This window comes from Paractinoplanes durhamensis (genome assembly GCF_016862175.1).
Lineage (GTDB): Bacteria > Actinomycetota > Actinomycetes > Mycobacteriales > Micromonosporaceae > Actinoplanes > Actinoplanes durhamensis.
The window spans coordinates 68,330-88,327 of the sequence record NZ_BOML01000058.1 but is presented as its reverse complement, the minus strand read 5'-3'; the positions used below and the strand labels follow the sequence as shown (position 1 = coordinate 88,327).

Sequence of the window (19,998 nt, the reverse complement as noted above, 5' to 3'; positions counted from 1 at the left end):
TCTCCGGAGTTCGGGCTGGATTTCCGCGGGTACGGTGGGTGCATGGCGCAGTTCGTTGATTGGGATCTGGCCGCCGCCACCGCGGGCGCGCTGTCGAAATCCGGCCCCGCGGTGTCCTACGACGATGCGATGCAGGTGGTGTCCGAGCTGCGGGCGCTCACCGACGAGGCAGCCGGGCACGTGACCGACTACACCGGGCTGAGTCCGCAGGTCGAGGTGCCGCCGGTGCGGGTGGTGGACCGCAAGGACTGGGCCGCCGTCAACATCAGCGGCCTCAAACAGGTGATCATCCCGCTGGTCAGCCGGCTCACCGGGGACAAGCCGTCGGGCGGCCTCGGCGACGCGATCGGCTCCCGGGTCACCGGGGTGCAGGCCGGCACGATCCTGGCCTACATGTCCGGCCGCGTCCTCGGGCAATACGAGGTCTTCTCCGGCAACCCGGGCCAGCTGCTGCTGAACGCGCCCAACATCGTCGAGGTCGAGCGCAAGCTCGGCGCCGACCCGCGCGACTTCCGGCTGTGGGTCTGCCTGCACGAGGTCACCCACCGGGTCCAGTTCACCGCCGTGCCGTGGATGCGGGGCTATTTCCTCGGCGAGGTGCAGGCCTTCGTCGACGCGTCGCAGAGCGGCGAGCACATCCTCGAGCGGCTGCGCCGTGGTGTCGCCACCATGTCCGACGTGCTGCGTGACCCGGAGAGCCGGGCCTCGGTCATCGACATCGTGCAGACCCCGGGGCAGAAGGCCGTGCTCGACCGGCTCACCGCGCTGATGACGCTGCTCGAAGGGCACGCCGAGTTCGTGATGGACGGGGTTGGCCCCGAGGTGATCCCCTCGGTCGAGTCGATCCGGTCCAAGTTCAACCGCCGCCGCGAGAGCGGCAACCCCCTGGAGAAGGCGATCCGGCGGCTGCTCGGCATCGAGGTCAAGATGCGGCAGTACGCCGAGGGCCGCAAGTTCGTGCACGGCGTGGTCGAGCGGGTCGGCATGGAGGGCTTCAACAAGGTCTTCGACTCGCCGCTGACCCTGCCGCGCCTCGACGAGCTGGGCGACCCGGATGCCTGGGTCCGGCGGGTGCACGGGCCGCAGCCGGCGATCGGCGGGTAGGTGGCGCGGATCCCGCCGTCGGTCGCGGCGGTGCGGCAGGCCGTCCGGCGGGATCTTCCGCCGGGCCTCGTGCTTGTCGCCTGCTCGGGCGGTGCGGATTCGCTGGCGCTGGCGGCCGCGGCGCGGTTCGTCGGGTCGGACGTCGGGCTCGTGACCGTTGATCATGGGCTCCAGGACGGGTCGGATCGGCGGGCTCTCGACGTGGCGTCGTGGGCCCGGGAGGCCGGGTTCGCGCCGGTCGAGGTCGCGACCGTGTCCGTTGCGGGGCTGCCGGGTGGGCCGGAGGCGGCCGCTCGGTCGGCTCGATATGCGGCGCTGTCCCTGGTCGCCACCCGGGTGGGGGCGGCCGCGATTCTGCTCGGGCACACCCGCGACGATCAGGCGGAGACCGTCCTTCTCGCCCTGGCCCGGGGGGCCGGGCCGCGGGGGCTCTCCGGGATGCCTCGGACAAAGGGGATTTTCCGGCGGCCGCTACTTGGTGTCGGGCGGGCGGACACTCGGAAGGCCTGTGCGGCGCTGGGGCTGGTTCCCTGGGAGGACCCGCACAACGTCGATCCGGCGTTTGCCCGGTCCCGGGTTCGGGGGGCGGCCCTTCCGGCCCTGGTCGAGGCGCTCGGGCCGGCCGTGGTGGCCAATCTGGCGCGGTCGGCGGAGCGGATCGCGGCGGACAGTGCGGCGCTGGATGCTCTGGCTGAGGGGGCGCTGCTTCAGGCGTACGCCGCAAGCTCTGGTTCTGCTCCTGGTCTTGCCGCGGAAGCGGCCTTGGATGTTTCCGAACTATCGGGTTTTTCGGCTGCTATTCGGACTCGGGTTCTGCATGCGTGGGCCAAAGTCCTCGGTGCCTCGGGGTCGGCGCTCTCGCATCGGCATGTGGTGGCGCTCGATGCGCTCGTCGTCGACTGGCACGGGCAGGGGGCGGTGCACCTTCCCGGGGGGATTCGGGTGGCTCGGGTGCGCGGGCAACTCGTTCGGGTGCCCGACTGACCTGTGAGAACTGTCACTACGAGTGTCCGATTCGCCAGGCATCGGGGGTGGAACGGGCAGTTTTCCGCGGGTTGGGCGGCCGTTGAGCGCGGCCCCGTGTGACGGACGGCAACCTTCATGCGGCAGTCTTACCCCCATGGCTGAGGGCACCTGGTACGACGCCGACATCGACCACGTGATCATCTCTGAGGAGCAGATCAGGGAAAAGACCGCCGAGCTGGCGAAGCAGGTCTCGGCCGACCACACCGATGCCGACGGCGGCATCCTTCTGGTCTGCGTGCTGAAGGGCGCGGTCATGTTCATGGCCGACTTCGCCCGGGCGCTGGGCCACCACGGCCCGTCGACCGAGATGGAGTTCATGGCGGTCTCCTCCTACGGGCAGGGGACCAGCTCGTCCGGGGTGGTGCGCATCCTCAAGGACCTGGACCGGGACATCACCGGCCGGCACGTGGTCATCATCGAGGACATCGTCGACTCCGGCCTGACGCTCTCCTGGCTGATGAAATACCTGCAGTCGCGGCAGCCGGCCAGCGTCGAGGTGGTCGCGCTGTTCCGTAAGCCGGACGCGGTCAAGGTGCAGGTTCCGGTGAAGTACGTCGGCTTCGACATCCCGAACGAGTTCGTGGTCGGGTACGGCCTGGACTTCGCCGAGCGCTACCGGGAGCTGCCGTACGTGGGGGTCCTCAAGCCCGAGGTCTACGCCCGTAGCTGAACCGCTTTCTCAGCGTCTTCACAGAATTCGTCTTTATGGGTGGATTTGGCATGAAAGCACGCTGAACGGACGGGCGACCCGGGGTGTCCGGCCACCGGGCTCACGGGTTCGTAGGCAGCACCCACGGTGTACGGTCGAATCACCAAGGGCGCAGTGTCACTAGCGCTGGAGGGGCCGCCGATGGGCGGCGACGTTGAGGTGACCAGGACGCCGATCAGGAGGGTCGGGGCGCTCGCCGCCCGACAACAGCATGGAGCGTACGCGTTTCTTCCGCCGCCCGGTGGTATGGATCATTCTGGTGATCATCGGCGTTATCGCGCTGAGCTCGTTCTTCACCAGTGGTCCGAGCTACCAGCGCGTTGATACTTCGCAGGCGCTCGAGCGCCTCAATCAGCCCGGCATCAAAAAGGCAGTCATCAAGGACAAGGAGCAGGTACTCCAGCTCGACTTGGTGAGCCCGGAGAAGTTCGAGGGCAAGACCACCGACAAGATCGAGACTCAGTACCCGTACGGGTCGACGACCGACATCCTGGACGACGTCAAGGATGCCAAGGCCGCCGGCCGGATCACCGGGAACTACGACACCACGGTCTCCGGCGACAACATCCTCTTCAGCCTGCTGATCAACCTGCTGCCGATCGCCATTCTGGTGATCCTGCTGCTGCTGTTCATGTCGCAGATGCAGGGTGGCGGCTCGCGGGTGCTCAACTTCGGCAAGTCCAAGGCGAAGATGATCACCAAGGACACGCCGAAGACGACGTTCTCCGACGTGGCCGGTGCCGACGAGGCGGTCGAGGAACTCCACGAGATCAAGGACTTCCTGCAGAACCCGGCGAAATACCAGGCTCTCGGCGCCAAGATCCCGAAGGGCGTGCTGCTGTTCGGCCCGCCCGGAACCGGTAAGACGCTGCTGGCCCGGGCGGTCGCCGGTGAGGCCGGGGTGCCGTTCTACTCGATCTCCGGTTCCGACTTCGTCGAGATGTTCGTCGGTGTCGGTGCGAGCCGGGTCCGCGACCTGTTCGAGCAGGCCAAGTCGAACGCTCCGGCGATCGTCTTCGTCGATGAGATCGACGCGGTCGGCCGGCACCGTGGGGCCGGCATGGGTGGCGGCCACGACGAGCGCGAGCAGACGCTCAACCAGCTGCTCGTCGAGATGGACGGCTTCGACACCAAGGGCGGCGTGATCCTGATCGCGGCCACCAACCGGCCCGACATCCTCGACCCGGCGCTGCTGCGCCCGGGCCGCTTCGACCGGCAGATCCCGGTGGACAACCCGGACATGGAGGGTCGCAAGGCCATCCTGCGGGTGCACGCCAAGGGCAAGCCGTTCACGCCGGACGTCGACCTCGACTCGGTGGCTCGCCGGACGCCCGGTTTCTCGGGCGCCGACCTGGCCAACGTGATCAACGAGTCCGCGCTGCTGACCGCGCGTAACGAGAAGCGGGCGATCTCCAACGAGTTCCTCGAGGAGTCGATCGACCGGGTCATCGCCGGTCCGGAGCGCAAGACCCGGGCGATGAGCGACAACGAGAAGAAGATCACCGCCTACCACGAGGGCGGCCACGCCCTGGTGGCGTACGCATTGCCGCACTCGGCGCCGGTGCACAAGGTGACGATCCTTCCGCGCGGTCGCTCGCTCGGCCACACGCTGGTCCTGCCGACCGAGGACAAGTACACCCAGACCCGGGCCGAGATGATCGACACCTTGGCGTACGCGCTGGGTGGCCGGGCCGCCGAGGAACTCGTCTTCCACGAGCCCACCACCGGCGCCGGCAACGACATCGAGAAGGCGTCCGGCCTGGCCCGCGCCATGGTCACGCAGTACGGCATGAGCTCCAAGCTCGGCGCCGTCAAGTACGGGACCAGCGGTGACGAGCCGTTCCTGGGTCGCAACATGGGTCACGAGCGGGACTACTCCGACTCGGTGGCCGCCGACATCGACGCCGAGGTGCGCGCGCTCATCGAGCTGGCGCACGACGAGGCGTGGGAGATCCTTGTCGAGTACCGCGACGTGCTCGACACCATGGTCCTCGAGCTGATGGAGAAGGAAACCATCACCCGCGAGGACATGGACCGGATCTGCGGGCGTGTGGCCAAGCGCCCGCCGATGTCGCCGTTCAACGGGTTCGGCAAGCGGCTGCCCTCCGAGGCACCGCCGGTCGTCACCCCCGCCGAGCGGGAGAAGCTGAAGGCTCAGGCCGAGGCGGACGGGCAGATCGCGGTCGGCCCCAACGCGAACGGCTCGGTGGAAGGCAGCAACTGATCTCCGACGACGACGAGCTCGACTATCTCGCCGCCCGCCTGGTCGACGGCAAGCTCACCGGTTCTCCGGTGGAGCAGGCCGTCGACCTGGCTCGGATCGAGAAAGCGGTCCGGGAGATCCTCATCGCGATCGGTGAGGACCCGGACCGCGACGGTCTGCAGCGCACCCCGGCCCGCGTCGCCCGCGCCTATGCGGAGCTCTTCGCCGGCCTGCGGGTCGACCCGGCAAAGGTGCTCACCACTACGTTCGAGGCGGACCACGAGGAGTTCGTGCTGGTCCGCGACATCGAGGTGATGAGCATGTGCGAGCATCACCTGCTGCCGTTCAAGGGTGTCGCGCACGTCGGTTACATCCCGGGGACGCACGGCCGGATCACCGGGCTCTCCAAGCTGGCCCGGCTCGTCGAGGTCTACGCCCGCCGCCCGCAGGTGCAGGAGCGGCTCACCTCGCAGATAGCCGATCTGCTGCTGGCGAAGCTCGACGCCCGCGGGGTGATCGCGGTGCTGGAGTGCGAGCACCTATGCATGGAGATGCGCGGTATCCGCAAGGTCGGTGCCCGCACGGTGACCAGCGCGGTCCGCGGCGCCTTCCAGACCGACGGCAAGGTCCGCGCCGAGGCGATGGCGTTGATAAACGCCCGTTAGGGCCTGTCCTGCCGATCACGCGTGGCTGCGGCGTGGCCCAGGCGGCGCCTGACGGCGTCCGCGAAGCGGCCGAATACAACACCGGTATGCGACCGCTTCGCGGCCGACGCCAGCCACCACCTGGACCTCGCCTCGCTCTCGCGCGATCGGCAGGACAGGCCCTAAGCCCGCACCAGGCGGTTGGCCAGGGTGGACATCGTGTAGGTGCCGATGCCGAGCACCACTTCCAGTGCGTTGCGCTTCGTGTAGCCCGCGCTCGTGAACTCCTCGATCTCCTCCTCTGGCACTTCGCCGGCCGTCGCGAGGACCCTCTGCACGAACTGCCGGAGCGCTTCCCGCTGCGGGTCGGGGAGGGGATCGCCAGCGCGCAGAGCGGGGATCAGCGCCTTACCTCCGTCGATCTTGTTGAGTTTTCCGGTGTGCATGGCGACGCAGACCTGGCAGCCGTTGCGGACGGCGATCGTCATGACCACCACCTCGCGGCTCAGCGGGTCCAGCGTGCTGGCCTCGAAGAGCTTGCTGGCCTGCAGGAACCCGCCGAGCATCTCCGGTGACTCGGCGAGCAGGGCGACGGCCTTGTGCGTCGGGCCGGTCAGGAACGGCCGGGACCCGGCCGGCGCGGTGTCGGCGGTGTGCTGGATGAACACGATCTTCTCCTCTAGGATCGACAACGTGGTTGTCCAAACCGTAAACCAGGTTGTCGAGTTTGCCAATGCCTGACGCCGACCCGCCCGGCTGGGAACTGCCGCTGCTGCTGTTCGCCGGCTTCCGTACCCTCATCGATCAACTGCACGCCGAGCTGGCCGTTCGCGGGCATCCGGACGTGCGGCCGGTGCATGGCTTCGCGATGCAGGCGGTCGGGATCCACGGAGCCAGCGCCAGTGAGATCGGACGGCGGCTCGGCGTCTCCAAGCAGGCCGCCGGTAAGACCGTCGACCGGCTCACCGCGATGGGGTACGTGGAACGGGTCGACGATCCGCGCGACGCCCGCAGCAAACTGATCCGGCTCACGCCGCGCGGCCTCGAATCGCTGCGCCTGTCGGCGGAGATCTTCGAGCGGCTGCGGGCCGGGTGGGTCGAGCAGCTGGGGGCCGACCGAGTGCGGTTGGTCGAGTCGTCGTTGCGTACGGTAATCCCGGCCGTGGGATATCCGGTCGATGTCCCCGGCTGGTTCGGATAAATTGGGCGCCGTGCTGCAGAAGTTCAACCCGCCCGGCGTGCACGATCCCGCCGGCTACAGCCATGTGACCATCACGACCGCGGGGCGGCTCGCGCACCTCGCCGGGCAGTGCCCGCTCGACCTCGGCGGCAGCGTCGTCGGCGAGCCGGGTGATTACGACGCGCAGACCGACCAGGTCATCGCCAACTGCCTGGCCGTGCTCGCGGCGGCCGGCGCCAAGCCCGACGCGGTGGTCCGCTCGATCATCTACGTGGTCAGTGCGGACAGTGCGGTGCTCGCCGCGGTCTGGGACCGGCTCAACGCGTCGCCGCTCGCCGCCGCCTTCACCACCGCCAGCACCCTGCTCGGGGTGACCGCGCTCGGCTATGGCGGCCAGCTGGTCGAGATCGACCTGACCGCGGTGTTGGCGGACTAGATGATCGTGCGGAACATGTCGGCGTCGTGCATCGCCGCCCGGGTCAGCTGAGCCGCCTCGTCCAGTCGCATCCGGGCCTGCTCGAGCTGCACGATCGCCGACGCCACCGACGGGTGGAACGAACCCACCGCGGTCATCCGCAACAGCGCCAGCGCATCCTCCAGCTGGTCGTTCACCTGCTGAATGCTGTTCGCCGCCCGGCCCGCACCGTCCACCGAGGCGGCCACGTGCGCCTTGACCTCTTCGACATTCGCCATTCCGATGATCCTTTCTATCGGAAGAACGCCAGCAGACCCACACCCATGCAGGTCAGCAGCACCGGCGTGAGGCACGTGACGGCGCCCAGGATCGGCGTGCGGTCGACCGGGGCCGGGCCCCCGCCGTAGACGAAACCGATCGTCACCCAGCCCAGGCCGAACGCCAGCACCGGCATGCTCAGCCCGCACAACAGCGCGTAGGTCGGCACCGAACCCGACGGCGCCACCAGGTAGAGAACGATCTGCACGATCAGCACCGCGGCCGCGAACGGGCCATAGACCAGCAGGTTGCGAACCCACGGCCGCAGCGGACCGGCCAGCGCCGGACCGATGATGGTGGCATCCGCGGCGTCCGCGGTCTGTCGCGCCTGCTGCAGCGCCGCCAGCACCGCGGCCGGTCCGCCGGTCACGGCCCGCATCGCCGCCTCCAGCTCAGCGGGGCGCGGCGTGAGTTCCGTTTCCGGTACGCCGAAGTCGCGCACCATCCGCGCGGCTTGGGGCGCCAGCCGGGCGCGTACCGCCGAAAGCTCCTGCCGTGCGGCCGTGACCGCCGCCTGCTGCTCGCCCGCCGCCGCGCTCGCGGCCCGGCGCACCGCATCCAGGCGCTGAGTCGCCGCCAGATAATCCGACCAGGGGCCCGGCGCGGCCGGCGTCGTCTGCACCGGAATGCCGCCGGTGGTCTCCTGCTCCTGCTGCTGATCGGTCATAGCTCGTCGCTCTCCGGTTGCAAGAACGGCACGACGGTGACCGTGCGATCGGCGTGGCGGTCGTGCAGCAGCGCGCGGTTCGGCCGCGGATGCCAGTCGATCGGGCGGCCCAGCATCAACGCCACATCGGACTGCGGCACGTTCAGGAAGAGCAGACCGGCCACATCCTCCCGGCCGGCGCTGCCGCCCGTCTCCTCGCTGAACCGGCGCAGACCCCGCCACCAGGACAGCAGATGCACCCCGCGGCCCGGGCCCTCCCGCAGCAGCTGACGCAGGCCCGGCAGACTGCCCGGACTCGCCGCGTCCATCCCGAACACCACCCGGTAGCCCGGACGCTCCAGGTCGAGCTCGGCGGCCAGCCCGGCCGCGTCGACCAGCACCACATCCTGCCGGGGCGCGATCTCGGCGGCCAGCCGCTCGGCCAGATGGTCGCCCTCGGCCACCAGCGACGAGATCACGAACCGGGTCGTACGCGGCGGATGGAACGCGGCCACACTGCGGGCCGCCGCGTCCAGCACCTCCGACCCCGACGCCTGCGACCCGAAGATCGCCAAATGGCGGCCGGGCGACGAATCCAGCGGGAACGCGGCCGTCGACAGGTTCACGTCGATCACCCGGCCCACCAGCGCGGCCGGGCGGGCCGACCGGCCGGCCAGCGCGGCCCGGTAGGTCGGGTCGTCGGACAGATGCTGGTGCGCGTAACCCGCGAAGATGCGCGGCGGCACCGCCTCCGGATCGCGCAGACCCCACAACTTGTGCCGCAGGGCGCTGAGCACCTCACGGTCGGCATGCGGATCGGGGAACCGCACCACCCGTTCGTGGCCGCGGGTCGCACCGCGCGGACCGCCCAGGCCACCCGCCGTGTTCACCACCGCGGTGCCCAGCGGCAGTCCGGCGGCCGCGTCGTTCGTCGGCTCCAGCACGTCGCCGCCGCCCGGCAGGGCGATCCGAACCGGGAACTGGCCGAAGATCGAGTCACGTTTCGCGTAAAGAGCCTCGACGCCCAGCACCGTCTGGCTGGCCAGGATCAGATGAATGCCGTACGACCGGCCCTTGCGCGCCAGCGACTCCAGCAGGCCCACCGCCTCGGTGGCGATCGGGTCGTTGCCGGCCAGCAGCACCTGGAACTCGTCGATGACACAGAGGATCCGCGGCATCGGCTTGCGCTGCCCCTCCTCCGCCGCCACCTGCCGCAGGTCGGCGAACCGGGTCACGCCCGCCCTCTTGTACGCCACCGAGCGGCGGGTCATCTCCGCATCCAGCTCGCGCAGGACCGCCAGACCGTACTCCCGGTCGGACTCGACACCCACCGCGCGCGCATGCGGCAACCACGTACGGTCTCGTCGCGTCGGCACGAACTCGGCGAACGAGACGCCCTCCTTGAAATCCAGGAGGTAGAGCGCCATCTCGGCCGGACTGTACCGAGCGCCCAACCCATACAGCACATTGATCAGGAACGCCGTCTTGCCCGCACCCGACCGGCCACCCACCAGCCAGTGCGGCGTCAGGTCGTTGAACCGCAGCACCAGCGGGGTGTCCCCGTCATGGCCCACGATCGTGCCCAGGCCCTCGGCCGCGTCCCCCCGGTTGATCTCATCCGGCTCCGGCAACAAATCGGACAGGCTCACCTGCGAGGCCGCCGACGAATGCGCGGCCAGCTCGCGGCACACCGCGTCGACCAGATGCGGTGGCGGATCGTCGTCGAGGAACACTCGAGCATTCAGCCACTGCGCCTCCGGCTGCGAACCGAACGTCGCCCCCGGCGGGTCGCCGATCACCGCATACGGATTACGGACCGACACTCTCGTCGTGCGCGGCAGCGGTGGCTGCGTGGTCTCCGCCGTCAACGGCGGCGGTGGCCAGCCCGCGACAATCAGGTGCAGACCCGAATCCGGCCCCTGCTGCGCGAGCGCCGCGATCCGGCGCAACTCCTCGCCCTCGGTCAGCTCCGGCAAACTCGCGATGACGACCAGCATCATCCGGTCCCGCCGACTACGCCGCGGCGGCGCCCCACGGCCCGGGCGCAGCCACTTGTCCGCCTCGGCCAGCACATCCCGCAGCCCTTGCCGGTCGGTGGCCGGCGGCGACATCAACCCCGCATCGGCGAGATCGGCGAACGGCGCGAACACCGCCCCACCACCCACGCCGTCCACGGCCCGGACCAGCAGCGACCCGGGCGGCGCGGCCGCCAGCAGCCGCAACAACAGGCAACGCAACAGACCGAACACCCGCGAATCGGTGGCGCTCGCATCGATGGTCAGATGCCCCGTGCCCAGCAACGGGATGATCGCCGGGAAACGCGCATCGTCCAACGGCTGCGCGACACCCAGCCGCACGAACTGCGGCGGATAGACACCACCCAGCGGAGTGTTGGCCGACTGGGCATCCAACGGCGAGCCCAGCCAGCCCGGCGCCAGCTCCGACGCGGCCGCCCGCAACTGCTCGGCCAGCGAATGCTGCTCCAGCGGGTCAGCAGCCGGAGCCGCCTCACCTTCCAGCGCGGCGCCCGCCGCCTCGACCGTGGCGACCGCCTGCCGGTGCAGGGCAGCAGCCTGCTGGACCCGCAAACCCGAATCCGCCACCGCCCTCACCTCCTGTGTGCGGATAAAACCTATCCCAGACCGGCCCTGGGATCGCGTTCCCGGGGGCCAGCAGCTTGCGCGCCGCGTTCATTCACGGTCTTGGGTGGTGTGGGAGGGTTAGGGCGACGGGAGGCACTACTGTCGTATGTGTGCAGCCGCAGGAGCCCGTAACCGGACCCGTACCGCAGCCGCCGCAGGCGCGCGGCCCGCTGCCGGTCCCGGGCGGCCCCCCGGGGGTGCCGCCGGCGGGGGGCGGCGGGCTAGGAAAGCCACGCAGCCGACGGGGCCGCCTGATCCTGGCAATGGCAGCAGGCGTCATCGGACTGCTTTGCCTCGGCGGGGTGGGCGTGTTCGTCTCCCTTTACGACGAGGCAACCGAGATCAAACGCAGCGAGCCGGATGCAGTCGTGGACAACTTCTTACGTGCCTATCTGGTCAACCGCGATGACCAGAGAGCATCGCTATACCAGTGCAAGTCTGGCGGTGACTTCGCCCAAATCTTGGACTACCGAAACGACATAGTGAGCCGCGAGCGTCAGTATTCCGTCGGAATTCGGGTCACTTGGTCGACCTTTACCGTCAATACGAACGGGAAGACCGGTGTCGTCACCACGGACTTGATCAAGACTGCCTCCGATCAGTCGGGCCGACTGAGCAACTCATGGCAGTTCAATGTCGTTGACGACGATGGCTGGCGGGTGTGTGGCGGTTCGCCACTGTCTTGAGATCATTCAACCCAAAGCAGATGAACTGCGACCTCGAGCGTTTTGGGCGTCCGTCCACTCCATCCCCATCGATACCATTCCAGCTCTTCAGAAACTCGCGCGCAGATGTCGCCTTCGCTGTTTGTGTGAAGCTCGGTCACGGCGCGAAGATCGCGTTGCTCTCCGCCATCGTCAAGTAGTCGGATCACCCTTCGCCCGGTAAGCGCATCGGCGTCGAGTGCCGCAACAGGAGTGCGGCGAGGCGGTTCGTCAAGCGAAACGAGGCGTGACGTCAGGTCGTTCGAGGGTGTGGACGCTCCCGTGACTCCAAGCTCCTCGATCCATACTCGCTCAACCGGCACTAGTGGGGCGAAGACTTCGGTCTGTTCGGCCTCAGCTCGGTACCACTCACCCTCAGACATGACAGGTATGTAGGTTCGGCTGCCCTGAACGACCTTCTCATCGGTTCGTAGATCCGAGCGCCAGCCGAGACCGGGAAGGCCGACGATGGCACGCTTACCGCGTAGTTGGCCGACCATGGTGGCCGGCGTGGGAACGATCGGTCGCGGCGGATCCAACGCCCAGTCCGGGTGCCCGGCGAAGGGATCAGGTATCGATTCGCCCGTCATCCGTCGCCTCCCAACGGTGCGCCTTGTTCCCGCATGAATGGCACCGGGTCAATGGCGCCTGCGCTGGAACGATCGTTGTTCAGATGTACCTCGAAGTGCAGGTGTGGACCGGAGGAGTTGCCACTCGTCCCGACCCGGCCGAGAACCTCGCCCGCGGTAACCTCTTGGCCCTCCTTGACGAACGGCCGCTGCACCATGTGGCAATACCGCGTCATGATGTTACCGGCGTGCTGGATCTCCACCATCCATCCGCAGCCGCCTTTACCGGGGTAGCCATCGACATTGCAGGTCTGTCGCCCGCTGTGGTCCTCATCGCACTTCACCTTGGAGACGATGCCGCTCGCGGCGGCGCGGATTGGCGTGTAGCGACTGGCGATCAGGTCGACACCCTGATGGGTGGGTCGGCTGGCGGTGCGGAAACCGGAGCCGACTCCCGCCTCTACCGGCAAAGTCCATCCGGAGGCGGCGATCTCTCCAGATGCCGCGCAGACCATGCTGATCGAACTTCCCACCGCAGCAGCCGCGCCATCCGCGAGCATGTTCACGATCTGGGTGGCCACCGGCTCATGCTTGGCGTAGGCATCAGGATATGCGCTGATCTGTACGCGTTGCGCGGCCTCGGTCAGTGACAGGGTCTCCCACCCCTCGACCGTTTTGAGCTTGTCGTAGAACTTCGTGCTCGCGTAGACCGGATCCATGACCTGAGCAGGCGTACCCCAGCCGGCGCTGGGCCGCTGCTGGAATAGGCCGAGTGAGTCATGATCGTTGCGCGAACCCAGGTTGCCGAGGTTGGTGAGCCGAGACTCCTGCATCGCTGTCGCCACCGCGATTACCCAGGCTCGCGGCGGCATCTTCAGATCGGCGCCAGTGTTGATGATGATCGCTGCATTGCGGATCTGGGCGGCGCCGTAGGAGCGAACCCGGGGCAGTTTGGAATCGGGATCCACCGGGCCGCCTTTACCGCAGCCGAGGGAGGCGTTGACCTTGTTGGATCCGTCATCCGTGAGTCCACCGAGCAGGACGGCGGTGACGCCGCCACCGCAGCAAAGTAAGGCCAGCGTCGCGACCAGCGCGACGAGAACTACTACTCGTCGCGGCCGCGGAAGACTCATGACCCGTCCCAGTCGATGCCGTCGACGAGCCAATGTCCGTCGGGCGCGACCAAGCGCAGATTGAGCTTGCCGGAGTCCATGGTGACGACCGCGTTGACCACGGTCGCGCCCACCGGCACAAGGCTGGGTTTGCCGACCACCCGGTCGGCGGGCACGCCGGCCGGGTCGACACCGTCCAACTCGTTCGCGAGATTTTTGGTCGCGTTGGGCAGCAGCCGATCACGCCAGGCCTTGGGTGTGACGCCCTTGTGATTGGACCATGCCGAGGCGAATGCGTAGGCCACTGTCTCGGGCTGCGCCCGACCTGGGCTTGTCGAGGGGCTCGGCGGCGGATCCGAGTCGATCACGCTGTCGTCCTCGCTCGGATCGACGCTGATTGCCGGGGCCGGCGAGCCGGCGCCTAGCGACGGCACGTTCGACTCGCCGTCCGCGAAAAGCCGGCCGATGCCGATCACGGCCGCGATGATCGCGAGGATGATCAAAGCCACGCCCCAGCGGGAGCGGAAAATTCGGTTGAGGCCGAGCTCGACTATTCGGGGCATGCCGATCACTTAGCCTCGGTACGCACCCGAGGCGTAGCCGGCTCCCGGGTGGTGCTCCCAGTTTCCGGCCGGTAGATCGCATATGACGCCGGTTGTTCGGCCACGTCAGGTTCGGTCCAGCCGGTGCCGCGCCGCGGACGGGCAGGCCTTGTGGGATTCCGGCGCGCGTCGCCGGTCGTCGCCGGCACGTCGTATGCCGACTCGCTGCCGTCCGGCCGGCTCTGCGCAGGGACGATTTCCCGGCCACCGGTCCGCGACGGTTCGAGTTCCCTGCGATTGGCAGAATGCGCCGGATCCTCGAGGCGTGCCTCCGGGCGGAGGTTGGTTTGATCCGCGAAAACTGTCCGGCCGTTCCTACCCATGGTCGGTTCGCGGGTGCCTCCGCTGTCGGCGATGTCGAGCTTTGCTGCCTCCCGCATGTCCCGGAAGAACCGCCGATGCCAGGAGCCGGCCGAGACGATGGCCCGCGTGCCGTCCTTGCCGCCCAATTGAGTGATGCGCCGGTATGGACGAAGCAGGAGCCAGCCGACGACGCCGCAGAGCCACACGAGTACGACCTGTAGCCAGCCTGGGAGGCTGGCAGTATTCATGATCAAATCGACTGCGAAGAGGTAGATCGCAGCACCAGTACCGAAGATCGCGATGTTGAAGATCGCTGCGACTACGGCGTTACCGAGGCGCCGAATTCCAGCGCTTGCCGGTCGCAAGAGGCCGACCGTGCCAAGGATTGGAGCTGCGATAACTGCCCATCGGAAGATCAAAAAGCCGAGTAGAACCAGAATCGAGGCCGTGAGGTCGAACATTGCAAACATGACCGCAGCCAGCATGGCAATGAAGCCTGATCCGATTCGGTCCATCCCATTAATGCCTTGCAGGTATTCGTACGCCTCCGGATCCTCCTGCTTTATCTGCTCGGCGACCTTCTCCCATTGCTCTTTCTTGCCGTCGAGGACGCCGTCGCGAGTGGCGGGATTCTCGCGAATTCGCTGGGCTTCGTCCCAACTTAGGGAGCGTGCGTCATAGAGGGCCATGCCGTATTTTTTGGCAGTCTCGCTGTCAGCTGATCCCAAAAGCCCACGCAACCAGTTGCGGTAGAGCATGGTCTCGGTTGCAGTATCGCTCGCGCGAACAGCGGGAGGACGATTGTCCTCGCACGCGTTGCCGCCGAGTGCGCATCCCTGAGGTGGGTTCTCTGCGCGAGGGCCAACAGCGTCGTGGACAACGCCCAAAGTGGTGATCAGTGTCTGGTCAGCGAGATTGGCCGAGCGTACCGGCCATGCGGCGATCGCCGTTACCGCGACCATGACGAGGATTGCCCATCCGGCGGTTGTCGTCGCCGCACCCATGTCGGCCTGCCTGGATCGCCAAAGCAGGTAAAGGCCAACAATGGCCAAGGTGAGGACGCCGAAGACGCTGAATACTTTTTCGTACACGGCCTTGGTTGCTTGATCGACCAGTGGGTCTGCCCAACCCCACAGTGTTTGTGGGTCCCAAGCCCGCTCGCGAAGAGCGTTCGAGGCTCCGATTACGGCGGTGGCGATCATTAGTTCGCCGTTCGCTACCGTTGTTTCAAACTTGTAATCGGGGTCTATGAGGGTCGACGCGCAGCCGCTATCGAGGTCGTATGTTGTGTAGGCGTATCCCGCGTATCCGTAATCACTATAGAGGCCGGGAAAACTATCCTTGGGGGTAGAGGACGCAGGCCGCTCAGCAAACCAGCCGGCAAGTCCCGAGTCAGGGGCGCTAGGGGTGGGTGGCAATAGGCACTGGGCGCGGCTTGCGCTTACGTCTGCCAGGCGGCTTACGCAGGCCTTGAAGTCCTGTTGCCACTCCTCGGTGCTGCATGCGCCGCCTGGCGCTCGCAGTACCCCGCCACCCACTGCGGCCCCGGCCGGCGCGGGCGCCGCCACGGCCCAAACGATCGACGCCACCACCGTGACGAACATCGTCATGGCCAGCGCCAACGCCCGCCGCACCATCTCAAGCCTCCAGGTCGGACGCAGACATCGGAATCGCCGTAGGCGCCGCCTTGGCCGCCGAGGGCGTCGTATCCAGGTGCTCCAACAGACCTTCAACGTACGACACGTCCACACGTACCTTCTGGACGCGGCCGTCGACGTCGCGCATCACGAACTCTCGGAAGCCGAGCCGGCTCGACGACGACGTGTCCACCTGGGAGAGCGAGGCCAGCGTCGCCTCGTATCCGTCGTGGACCGGGACCCGCAGGAGGCGTAGTGCTTCGGAGGCGATCTCCTGGTCTTCGGCGATGCGGCCGACGAAGACTGTCGAGACCAGGTTTTGCACGTCCAGGCCGAGGATGTCGCGTGGGTTCTGCGAGGCGACCAGGGCCGCCAGGTTCCACTTCCGGGAGTCGCGGGCCAACCGGACCAGGAAGGACCGCCCGGAGCGCCAGCCCTCCATGAAGTGTGCCTCGTCCAGGCCGACCATCTTGCGGGACGACATCGAGCCGCCGTAGCAGCGCCGGACCGCCAGGCGGTGAGCCGTGTGGAGCATGGGCAGGGCCAGTGATTCCTCGGCCGACCAGTACTCGCGCTCGATCTTGAGGTCGGGGAGTCGGAGGCCGGCCATCGTGATGACGGTGAGGGCCGCGTCGGCGCCGAGGAGGTGTTGCGGCGGCGAGCCGAAGAACAGCAGCGCCAGCGGCATCTCGGCGGTGTCGAGGAGCAGGTTGGCGAGTTCCTTGCCCTCTTCGTCGTTCAGGCCTTGGAGGGTGCGGACCACGTCGTCGAGGGTGGAGGTCTCCTCGGCGGGCACCTGCCGGACGGCGTGCCGGAGCAGGGTCGCGGTGGAGGCCTCCTTGGCGACCTGCGGCGGCACCAGCATCGAGCAGATGTCCTGGACGAGCATGCGGCGTTCGGCGCGGGCGTTGGAGATGGCGATCTCGAACTCGCGGTCGCCGCCGGGGCCGGTCGGGAACTCGGAGCGGACGGGGGTGGGGATCAGCGCGTACGGCGCGAGGGTGCCCTGTTCGGAACCGGTCAGGTTGAGCACCCGCGAGTACGGTTTGAGCTCGGGCATCGAGCACAGCCGGGCGAGCGGGCCGGACGGGTCGAGGAGGGTGACCTGGACGCCGCGGCGGGCGTTCAGGTAGCCGAGCGCACCCATCAGGGTCGACTTGCCACCGCCGGGCTCGGCCACGAAGACGCCGAGGCCGGAACGCTCCCGGACCTCCATCGGGAAGTGCAGGTCGAGGAAGACGGGCCGGCGGCAGGTCCCGGATGTCCGCCCGATGAGGTCTCCCCGCCGGTCGCCGACGGTGGAGGCCGCCTGCGGGACCGCCGCGGCCAGCAGCTTGACCGGCATCCGCCGGACGTAGCCGGTGTTGGCGATCGGCTCGCCGGGGATGAACTCGCGGGCCAGCTGGTCCTGGTTCTTCGGGTGCTGCAGGGAGATCCGCAGCTCGCGGGAGTAGAGCTGAATGAGCCGGCGGGCGCGTTCGAGGCATTCCTCGCGGGTGGCGCCGCTGACCGCTATCCGGTGCCAACCGTGCGCGCGGGCCGACTCGACCGGCAGGCCGGTGGTCATCTCGTCGCCGATTACCAGGGCGCGCTTGGCGAGGCGTTCCAGCTCGGGCGGCGCGTCGATGCCGTGCTCGGCGTAGTCGAGCTGCTGCGAGCGGATCATCCGGAGCCGGTGCTCGAGGTTCTTGAACGAGCTGTTGGAGCCGAGGATGTCGATCCGTGAGGAGATCTCCATCGGCCATGGCAGCCGCTCGTGGAAGTGCAGCCAGGGCTCGTGCTTCTCGGGGATCTCGAGCGGTTCCATCCGCCCGACGGAGAGGACGGCGACGTGCCGTTCCTCGCCGGTCATCCGGTTGACGAGCTTGACCGTGGAGCCGTACGGCGTGCGGTAGCGCTCGACCTGTTCGGTGAGGGCCAGCAGGTCGCCGGTCTCCCACTGGCCGTTGGTGATCGGCGAGAGCATGGTGGGCGGTGCCATGCCGAGCGCGACCGAGCGGTAGAGCAGCCACTCCAGCTCGGCCGGGGTGACCCGGCGGCCACGCATGCCGAACGCGTTGAGCACCTCGTCGAACTGTTCGACGGTGCGGCCGAGCTTGCGCCGTTCGCCGTCGGTGGTGCCGCGCCCGAAGACCCGCATGACCCGCTCGGCGAAGGTGTCGCCGAGCGAGCGCCGGGCGAACGTCACGCCCAGGTAGGTCTGGCCTTCGGCGTGGTTGACCGACAGCAGGTGCCGCTGGGCGGCGACGAGGTGATCCGACCAGGAGGTCCCACCGCGTACGTCAGGCAGGGGTTTTGCGGTGAAGGAGTCGACCGTGCGGGCCCATTCGTCGGCCGGGAAGGGCCGGTTGGTGCGGCGCAGGTGCAGGCGGAAACCGGCGAGGCCCGCGTACTGCTCGGAGATGGCCGACAGCAGCGCCTCGCGCTCGGCATCGGGCCGGAAGGCCCACCGCACCTCGGGCAGGGAATACCAGGCCGTCACCGTGCTCTGGGTGAAGGTCAGGTGCCCGGCGATCTCGCTGATCGCGAGCTCCATCGCGGGATCGCGGTCGCCGAACTTGATCTTGTTAGGCCGCAGCGGCGCGGCCTTGACTTCTTTCGGCCTTTTCGGCTGCGCCGGAAGATTTTCCTTCTTCCGGGCCGGCGACTTCTCCTTGCGCTTGGCGGGCGGCTGCGCCGGTTCGGCCGGTACGGGCAGGGCGGTCTCCGGCTCGGCCTGCGGCGCTGGAGCGTACGGCTGAACGGCCGCGCCCTGAGTGCCGACGGTCTGCCACAACGGGGGTGCCGGCACCGGCGGCCCGGAGACCGGCCGTGGTGCGGGGGCGGGCCGTGGTGCGGGAGCCTGCGGGCCGGCCGGCCATTCCTCGAGGTCGGGCCAGTCGCCGTTGCTCTCCGGATAGAAATCGGCCCGTGGGCCGGCCGGGGCCCGGTTGTACGGCCCGTTGTCCACCGGTGGTGGCGGCGGGATGGCGGGGGCCGGCGCGGGCGGTGCCGAGACGGTCGGTAGGGCCGGCGGCGTCGGGGCGTCGAAGTCGAAATCGAAGTCCGGGTCGGGCTCGGCGGCCGGGGCGGCGGAGACCGGCGCCGACACCGGCGGCGCCGCCCCGCCGAAGAGGTCGAGGAAGGGCGAGTCGATGTCCAGAGTGGTGTCGACGGCGCCGCCGCGCGGTCGCACCGGCTGAGGTGCCTGGAACACGCCGACCGCGCCATGACCCGGCGTGGCGACGAACTCTTCCGGGGTCGCCTCCGGCGAATCCGGCGAAGAGTAGTGGTCCGAACGCATACCGTTACTCTGCCTGCCCGGCGTGGTGGCGTCCGCGCGGGGATGCCCGTGCGGTGAGGATCCGGTCATGCGCCAACCCCGAGGGAGCGTACGGCAAAACTGGTCATACCAACTCCTCCCGAACCCGGATGCGAGTGGCGACAAGTCTCGGATCGCGTTGCTCGACGGCAGGCTCGCGGGTGCGGCGCCAGTCGGTGAGCGCGGTCTTGATGACGAGCCGGGCCGGTCGGTCCGGGTCGACATGCCGGAACACGTAGGACGTGCTGACCATGGCGAGGGCGATCTCCCACGCCGGGAACGCGTCGAAGTCGAACGTGATCAGGTAGTGCAGCAGCATGTAGAGCGGCACGAGCGCGACGAACATGCCGTACTGCGCGTACGGCAGGTGGATGGGCAGCGTGTATCCGGGCGGACCCAGATAGACCAAGCGCGCCCGGTAAATGTCGTCGTCGGTACGAAGCCGCATCTCAGTTGAAGATCAGGTTGATGATGTAGTCGCCGACGAAGAAGAGCGTCGCTGCTCCCGCGATGAAGGCCAGGCCCACGATCGCGATGGCCGAACTCGTCAGCACCTTGGAGATCTCACCGCGGCTGGCTCGTCCGATGAAGATCACGCCAAGCACCGCGAGCAGGATCGGCGCGATGTTGCTGGCGAAGAACTTGACGATGCCTTGGGTGTCGATGCCCTTGGGGTCGGCGGCCAGCGTGGTTTGCTGGAAGGCCGTCACCACCTGCGTGGCGAGCTCTGTGGCGATCATAGATAAACCTCCCCGTGTCCGGTTAGGGGGATCCGGACACGCTGCAGTTGTGAAGCCGCACGTCGATGCCCATATCGTGCTACTTCCAGCCCACCGCGTCGAGTGAGCCGTTCGGGCACTGCCATGCTCGTCTGCTCTCTTAC

19 protein-coding genes are annotated in these 19,998 nt (G+C 68.2%); 8 read left to right on the top strand and 11 right to left on the bottom strand.

From position 1 onward, the window contains the following. The first annotated feature begins 42 nt into the window (after positions 1-42). The 5 genes from Adu01nite_RS35835 to folE all read left to right on the top strand — a co-directional run bounded on the left by Adu01nite_RS35835 (position 43) and on the right by folE (position 5,707). Complete coding sequence (locus Adu01nite_RS35835) at positions 43-1,104, top strand: zinc-dependent metalloprotease (RefSeq protein WP_203733744.1); 1,062 nt, start codon at positions 43-45, stop codon at positions 1,102-1,104. Continuing rightward, positions 1,105-2,088 carry a tRNA lysidine(34) synthetase TilS gene (gene tilS / locus Adu01nite_RS35830; protein WP_203733743.1) on the top strand — a complete coding sequence of 328 codons (984 nt, stop codon included), beginning with the start codon at positions 1,105-1,107 and terminating at the stop codon, positions 2,086-2,088. 136 nt (positions 2,089-2,224) lie between these two features. After that, positions 2,225-2,800 (top strand): hypoxanthine phosphoribosyltransferase, encoded by a 576-nt coding sequence (gene hpt / locus Adu01nite_RS35825; RefSeq protein WP_203733742.1) that lies wholly within the window; start codon positions 2,225-2,227, stop codon positions 2,798-2,800. A 250-nt stretch (positions 2,801-3,050) separates the two neighbouring features. Then, positions 3,051-5,063, top strand: coding sequence for an ATP-dependent zinc metalloprotease FtsH (gene ftsH, locus Adu01nite_RS35820; protein WP_203733741.1), 2,013 nt, complete (start codon positions 3,051-3,053; stop codon positions 5,061-5,063). Beyond that, positions 5,060-5,707 carry a GTP cyclohydrolase I FolE gene (folE, locus tag Adu01nite_RS35815; RefSeq protein WP_203733881.1) on the top strand — a complete coding sequence of 216 codons (648 nt, stop codon included), beginning with the start codon at positions 5,060-5,062 and terminating at the stop codon, positions 5,705-5,707. Before ftsH ends, folE begins: the two co-directional genes overlap by 4 nt. Before the next feature lie 161 nt (positions 5,708-5,868). Here folE and Adu01nite_RS35810 read toward each other — a convergent pair whose 3' ends face one another. Next, positions 5,869-6,354: a carboxymuconolactone decarboxylase family protein gene (locus Adu01nite_RS35810; protein ID WP_239132946.1), complete on the bottom strand. Its 486-nt coding sequence runs from the start codon at positions 6,352-6,354 to the stop codon at positions 5,869-5,871. Positions 6,355-6,419: 65 nt separating this feature from the next. Here Adu01nite_RS35810 and Adu01nite_RS35805 point away from each other — a divergent pair, with 65 nt between their 5' ends. Together Adu01nite_RS35805 and Adu01nite_RS35800 are read left to right on the top strand one after the other, a co-directional pair. Then, the gene (locus Adu01nite_RS35805; protein WP_203733740.1) at positions 6,420-6,887 is read left to right on the top strand and encodes a MarR family winged helix-turn-helix transcriptional regulator; all 468 of its coding nucleotides are present in this window, start codon (positions 6,420-6,422) and stop codon (positions 6,885-6,887) included. 10 nt (positions 6,888-6,897) lie between these two features. Beyond that, positions 6,898-7,302, top strand: coding sequence for a RidA family protein (locus Adu01nite_RS35800; RefSeq protein ID WP_203733739.1), 405 nt, complete (start codon positions 6,898-6,900; stop codon positions 7,300-7,302). Here the strand turns inward: Adu01nite_RS35800 and Adu01nite_RS35795 are convergent. Genes Adu01nite_RS35795 through Adu01nite_RS35785 form a run of 3 tightly spaced genes read right to left on the bottom strand, consistent with a single transcriptional unit; the run spans position 7,299 to position 10,848 of the window. Then, the gene (locus tag Adu01nite_RS35795; protein ID WP_203733738.1) at positions 7,299-7,559 is read right to left on the bottom strand and encodes a hypothetical protein; all 261 of its coding nucleotides are present in this window, start codon (positions 7,557-7,559) and stop codon (positions 7,299-7,301) included. The genes Adu01nite_RS35800 and Adu01nite_RS35795 overlap by 4 nt on opposite strands. A gap of 14 nt (positions 7,560-7,573) precedes the next feature. After that, positions 7,574-8,266 (bottom strand): hypothetical protein, encoded by a 693-nt coding sequence (locus Adu01nite_RS35790; protein WP_203733737.1) that lies wholly within the window; start codon positions 8,264-8,266, stop codon positions 7,574-7,576. Next, on the bottom strand, positions 8,263-10,848 hold the full coding sequence (locus tag Adu01nite_RS35785; protein WP_239132945.1) for an FtsK/SpoIIIE domain-containing protein: 2,586 nt from the start codon (positions 10,846-10,848) through the stop codon (positions 8,263-8,265). The genes Adu01nite_RS35790 and Adu01nite_RS35785 overlap by 4 nt, the downstream gene beginning before the upstream one ends. A gap of 302 nt (positions 10,849-11,150) precedes the next feature. Between Adu01nite_RS35785 and Adu01nite_RS35780 the strand changes: the two genes are divergently transcribed. Further along, positions 11,151-11,573: a hypothetical protein gene (locus Adu01nite_RS35780; protein WP_203733736.1), complete on the top strand. Its 423-nt coding sequence runs from the start codon at positions 11,151-11,153 to the stop codon at positions 11,571-11,573. A 2-nt stretch (positions 11,574-11,575) separates the two neighbouring features. Here the strand turns inward: Adu01nite_RS35780 and Adu01nite_RS35775 are convergent, their stop codons facing one another. The 7 genes from Adu01nite_RS35775 to Adu01nite_RS35745 all read right to left on the bottom strand — a co-directional run bounded on the left by Adu01nite_RS35775 (position 11,576) and on the right by Adu01nite_RS35745 (position 19,855). Continuing rightward, a complete protein-coding gene (locus Adu01nite_RS35775; protein ID WP_203733735.1) occupies positions 11,576-12,181 on the bottom strand; it encodes a hypothetical protein in 606 nt (201 codons plus the stop codon). After that, a complete protein-coding gene (locus tag Adu01nite_RS35770; protein WP_203733734.1) occupies positions 12,178-13,293 on the bottom strand; it encodes a M23 family metallopeptidase in 1,116 nt (371 codons plus the stop codon). Before Adu01nite_RS35770 ends, Adu01nite_RS35775 begins: the two co-directional genes overlap by 4 nt. Next, positions 13,290-13,748 (bottom strand): hypothetical protein, encoded by a 459-nt coding sequence (locus Adu01nite_RS35765; RefSeq protein WP_239132944.1) that lies wholly within the window; start codon positions 13,746-13,748, stop codon positions 13,290-13,292. Before Adu01nite_RS35765 ends, Adu01nite_RS35770 begins: the two co-directional genes overlap by 4 nt. 92 nt (positions 13,749-13,840) lie before the next feature. Continuing rightward, on the bottom strand, positions 13,841-15,814 hold the full coding sequence (locus Adu01nite_RS35760; protein WP_203733732.1) for an MFS transporter: 1,974 nt from the start codon (positions 15,812-15,814) through the stop codon (positions 13,841-13,843). Position 15,815: 1 nt separating this feature from the next. After that, complete coding sequence (locus Adu01nite_RS35755) at positions 15,816-19,166, bottom strand: ATP-binding protein (RefSeq protein WP_203733731.1); 3,351 nt, start codon at positions 19,164-19,166, stop codon at positions 15,816-15,818. 34 nt (positions 19,167-19,200) lie between these two features. Then, positions 19,201-19,563: a hypothetical protein gene (locus tag Adu01nite_RS35750; protein WP_203733730.1), complete on the bottom strand. Its 363-nt coding sequence runs from the start codon at positions 19,561-19,563 to the stop codon at positions 19,201-19,203. 1 nt (position 19,564) lies between these two features. After that, complete coding sequence (locus tag Adu01nite_RS35745) at positions 19,565-19,855, bottom strand: PIN domain-containing protein (RefSeq protein WP_203733729.1); 291 nt, start codon at positions 19,853-19,855, stop codon at positions 19,565-19,567. Between the last annotated feature and the right edge of the window lie 143 nt (positions 19,856-19,998).

Coding starts and splice junctions, on each gene's coding strand:
- Adu01nite_RS35835 (WP_203733744.1), top strand. CDS start 43: ATGGCGCAGTTCGTTGATTGGGATCTGGCCGCCGCCACCGCGGGCGCG.
- ftsH (WP_203733741.1), top strand. CDS start 3,051: ATGGAGCGTACGCGTTTCTTCCGCCGCCCGGTGGTATGGATCATTCTG.
- Adu01nite_RS35805 (WP_203733740.1), top strand. CDS start 6,420: ATGCCTGACGCCGACCCGCCCGGCTGGGAACTGCCGCTGCTGCTGTTC.
- Adu01nite_RS35770 (WP_203733734.1), bottom strand. CDS start 13,293: ATGAGTCTTCCGCGGCCGCGACGAGTAGTAGTTCTCGTCGCGCTGGTC.
- Adu01nite_RS35780 (WP_203733736.1), top strand. CDS start 11,151: ATGGCAGCAGGCGTCATCGGACTGCTTTGCCTCGGCGGGGTGGGCGTG.
- hpt (WP_203733742.1), top strand. CDS start 2,225: ATGGCTGAGGGCACCTGGTACGACGCCGACATCGACCACGTGATCATC.
- Adu01nite_RS35745 (WP_203733729.1), bottom strand. CDS start 19,855: ATGATCGCCACAGAGCTCGCCACGCAGGTGGTGACGGCCTTCCAGCAA.
- Adu01nite_RS35775 (WP_203733735.1), bottom strand. CDS start 12,181: ATGACGGGCGAATCGATACCTGATCCCTTCGCCGGGCACCCGGACTGG.
- Adu01nite_RS35750 (WP_203733730.1), bottom strand. CDS start 19,563: ATGCGGCTTCGTACCGACGACGACATTTACCGGGCGCGCTTGGTCTAT.
- Adu01nite_RS35760 (WP_203733732.1), bottom strand. CDS start 15,814: ATGGTGCGGCGGGCGTTGGCGCTGGCCATGACGATGTTCGTCACGGTG.
- Adu01nite_RS35755 (WP_203733731.1), bottom strand. CDS start 19,166: ATGACCGGATCCTCACCGCACGGGCATCCCCGCGCGGACGCCACCACG.
- Adu01nite_RS35790 (WP_203733737.1), bottom strand. CDS start 8,266: ATGACCGATCAGCAGCAGGAGCAGGAGACCACCGGCGGCATTCCGGTG.
- Adu01nite_RS35795 (WP_203733738.1), bottom strand. CDS start 7,559: ATGGCGAATGTCGAAGAGGTCAAGGCGCACGTGGCCGCCTCGGTGGAC.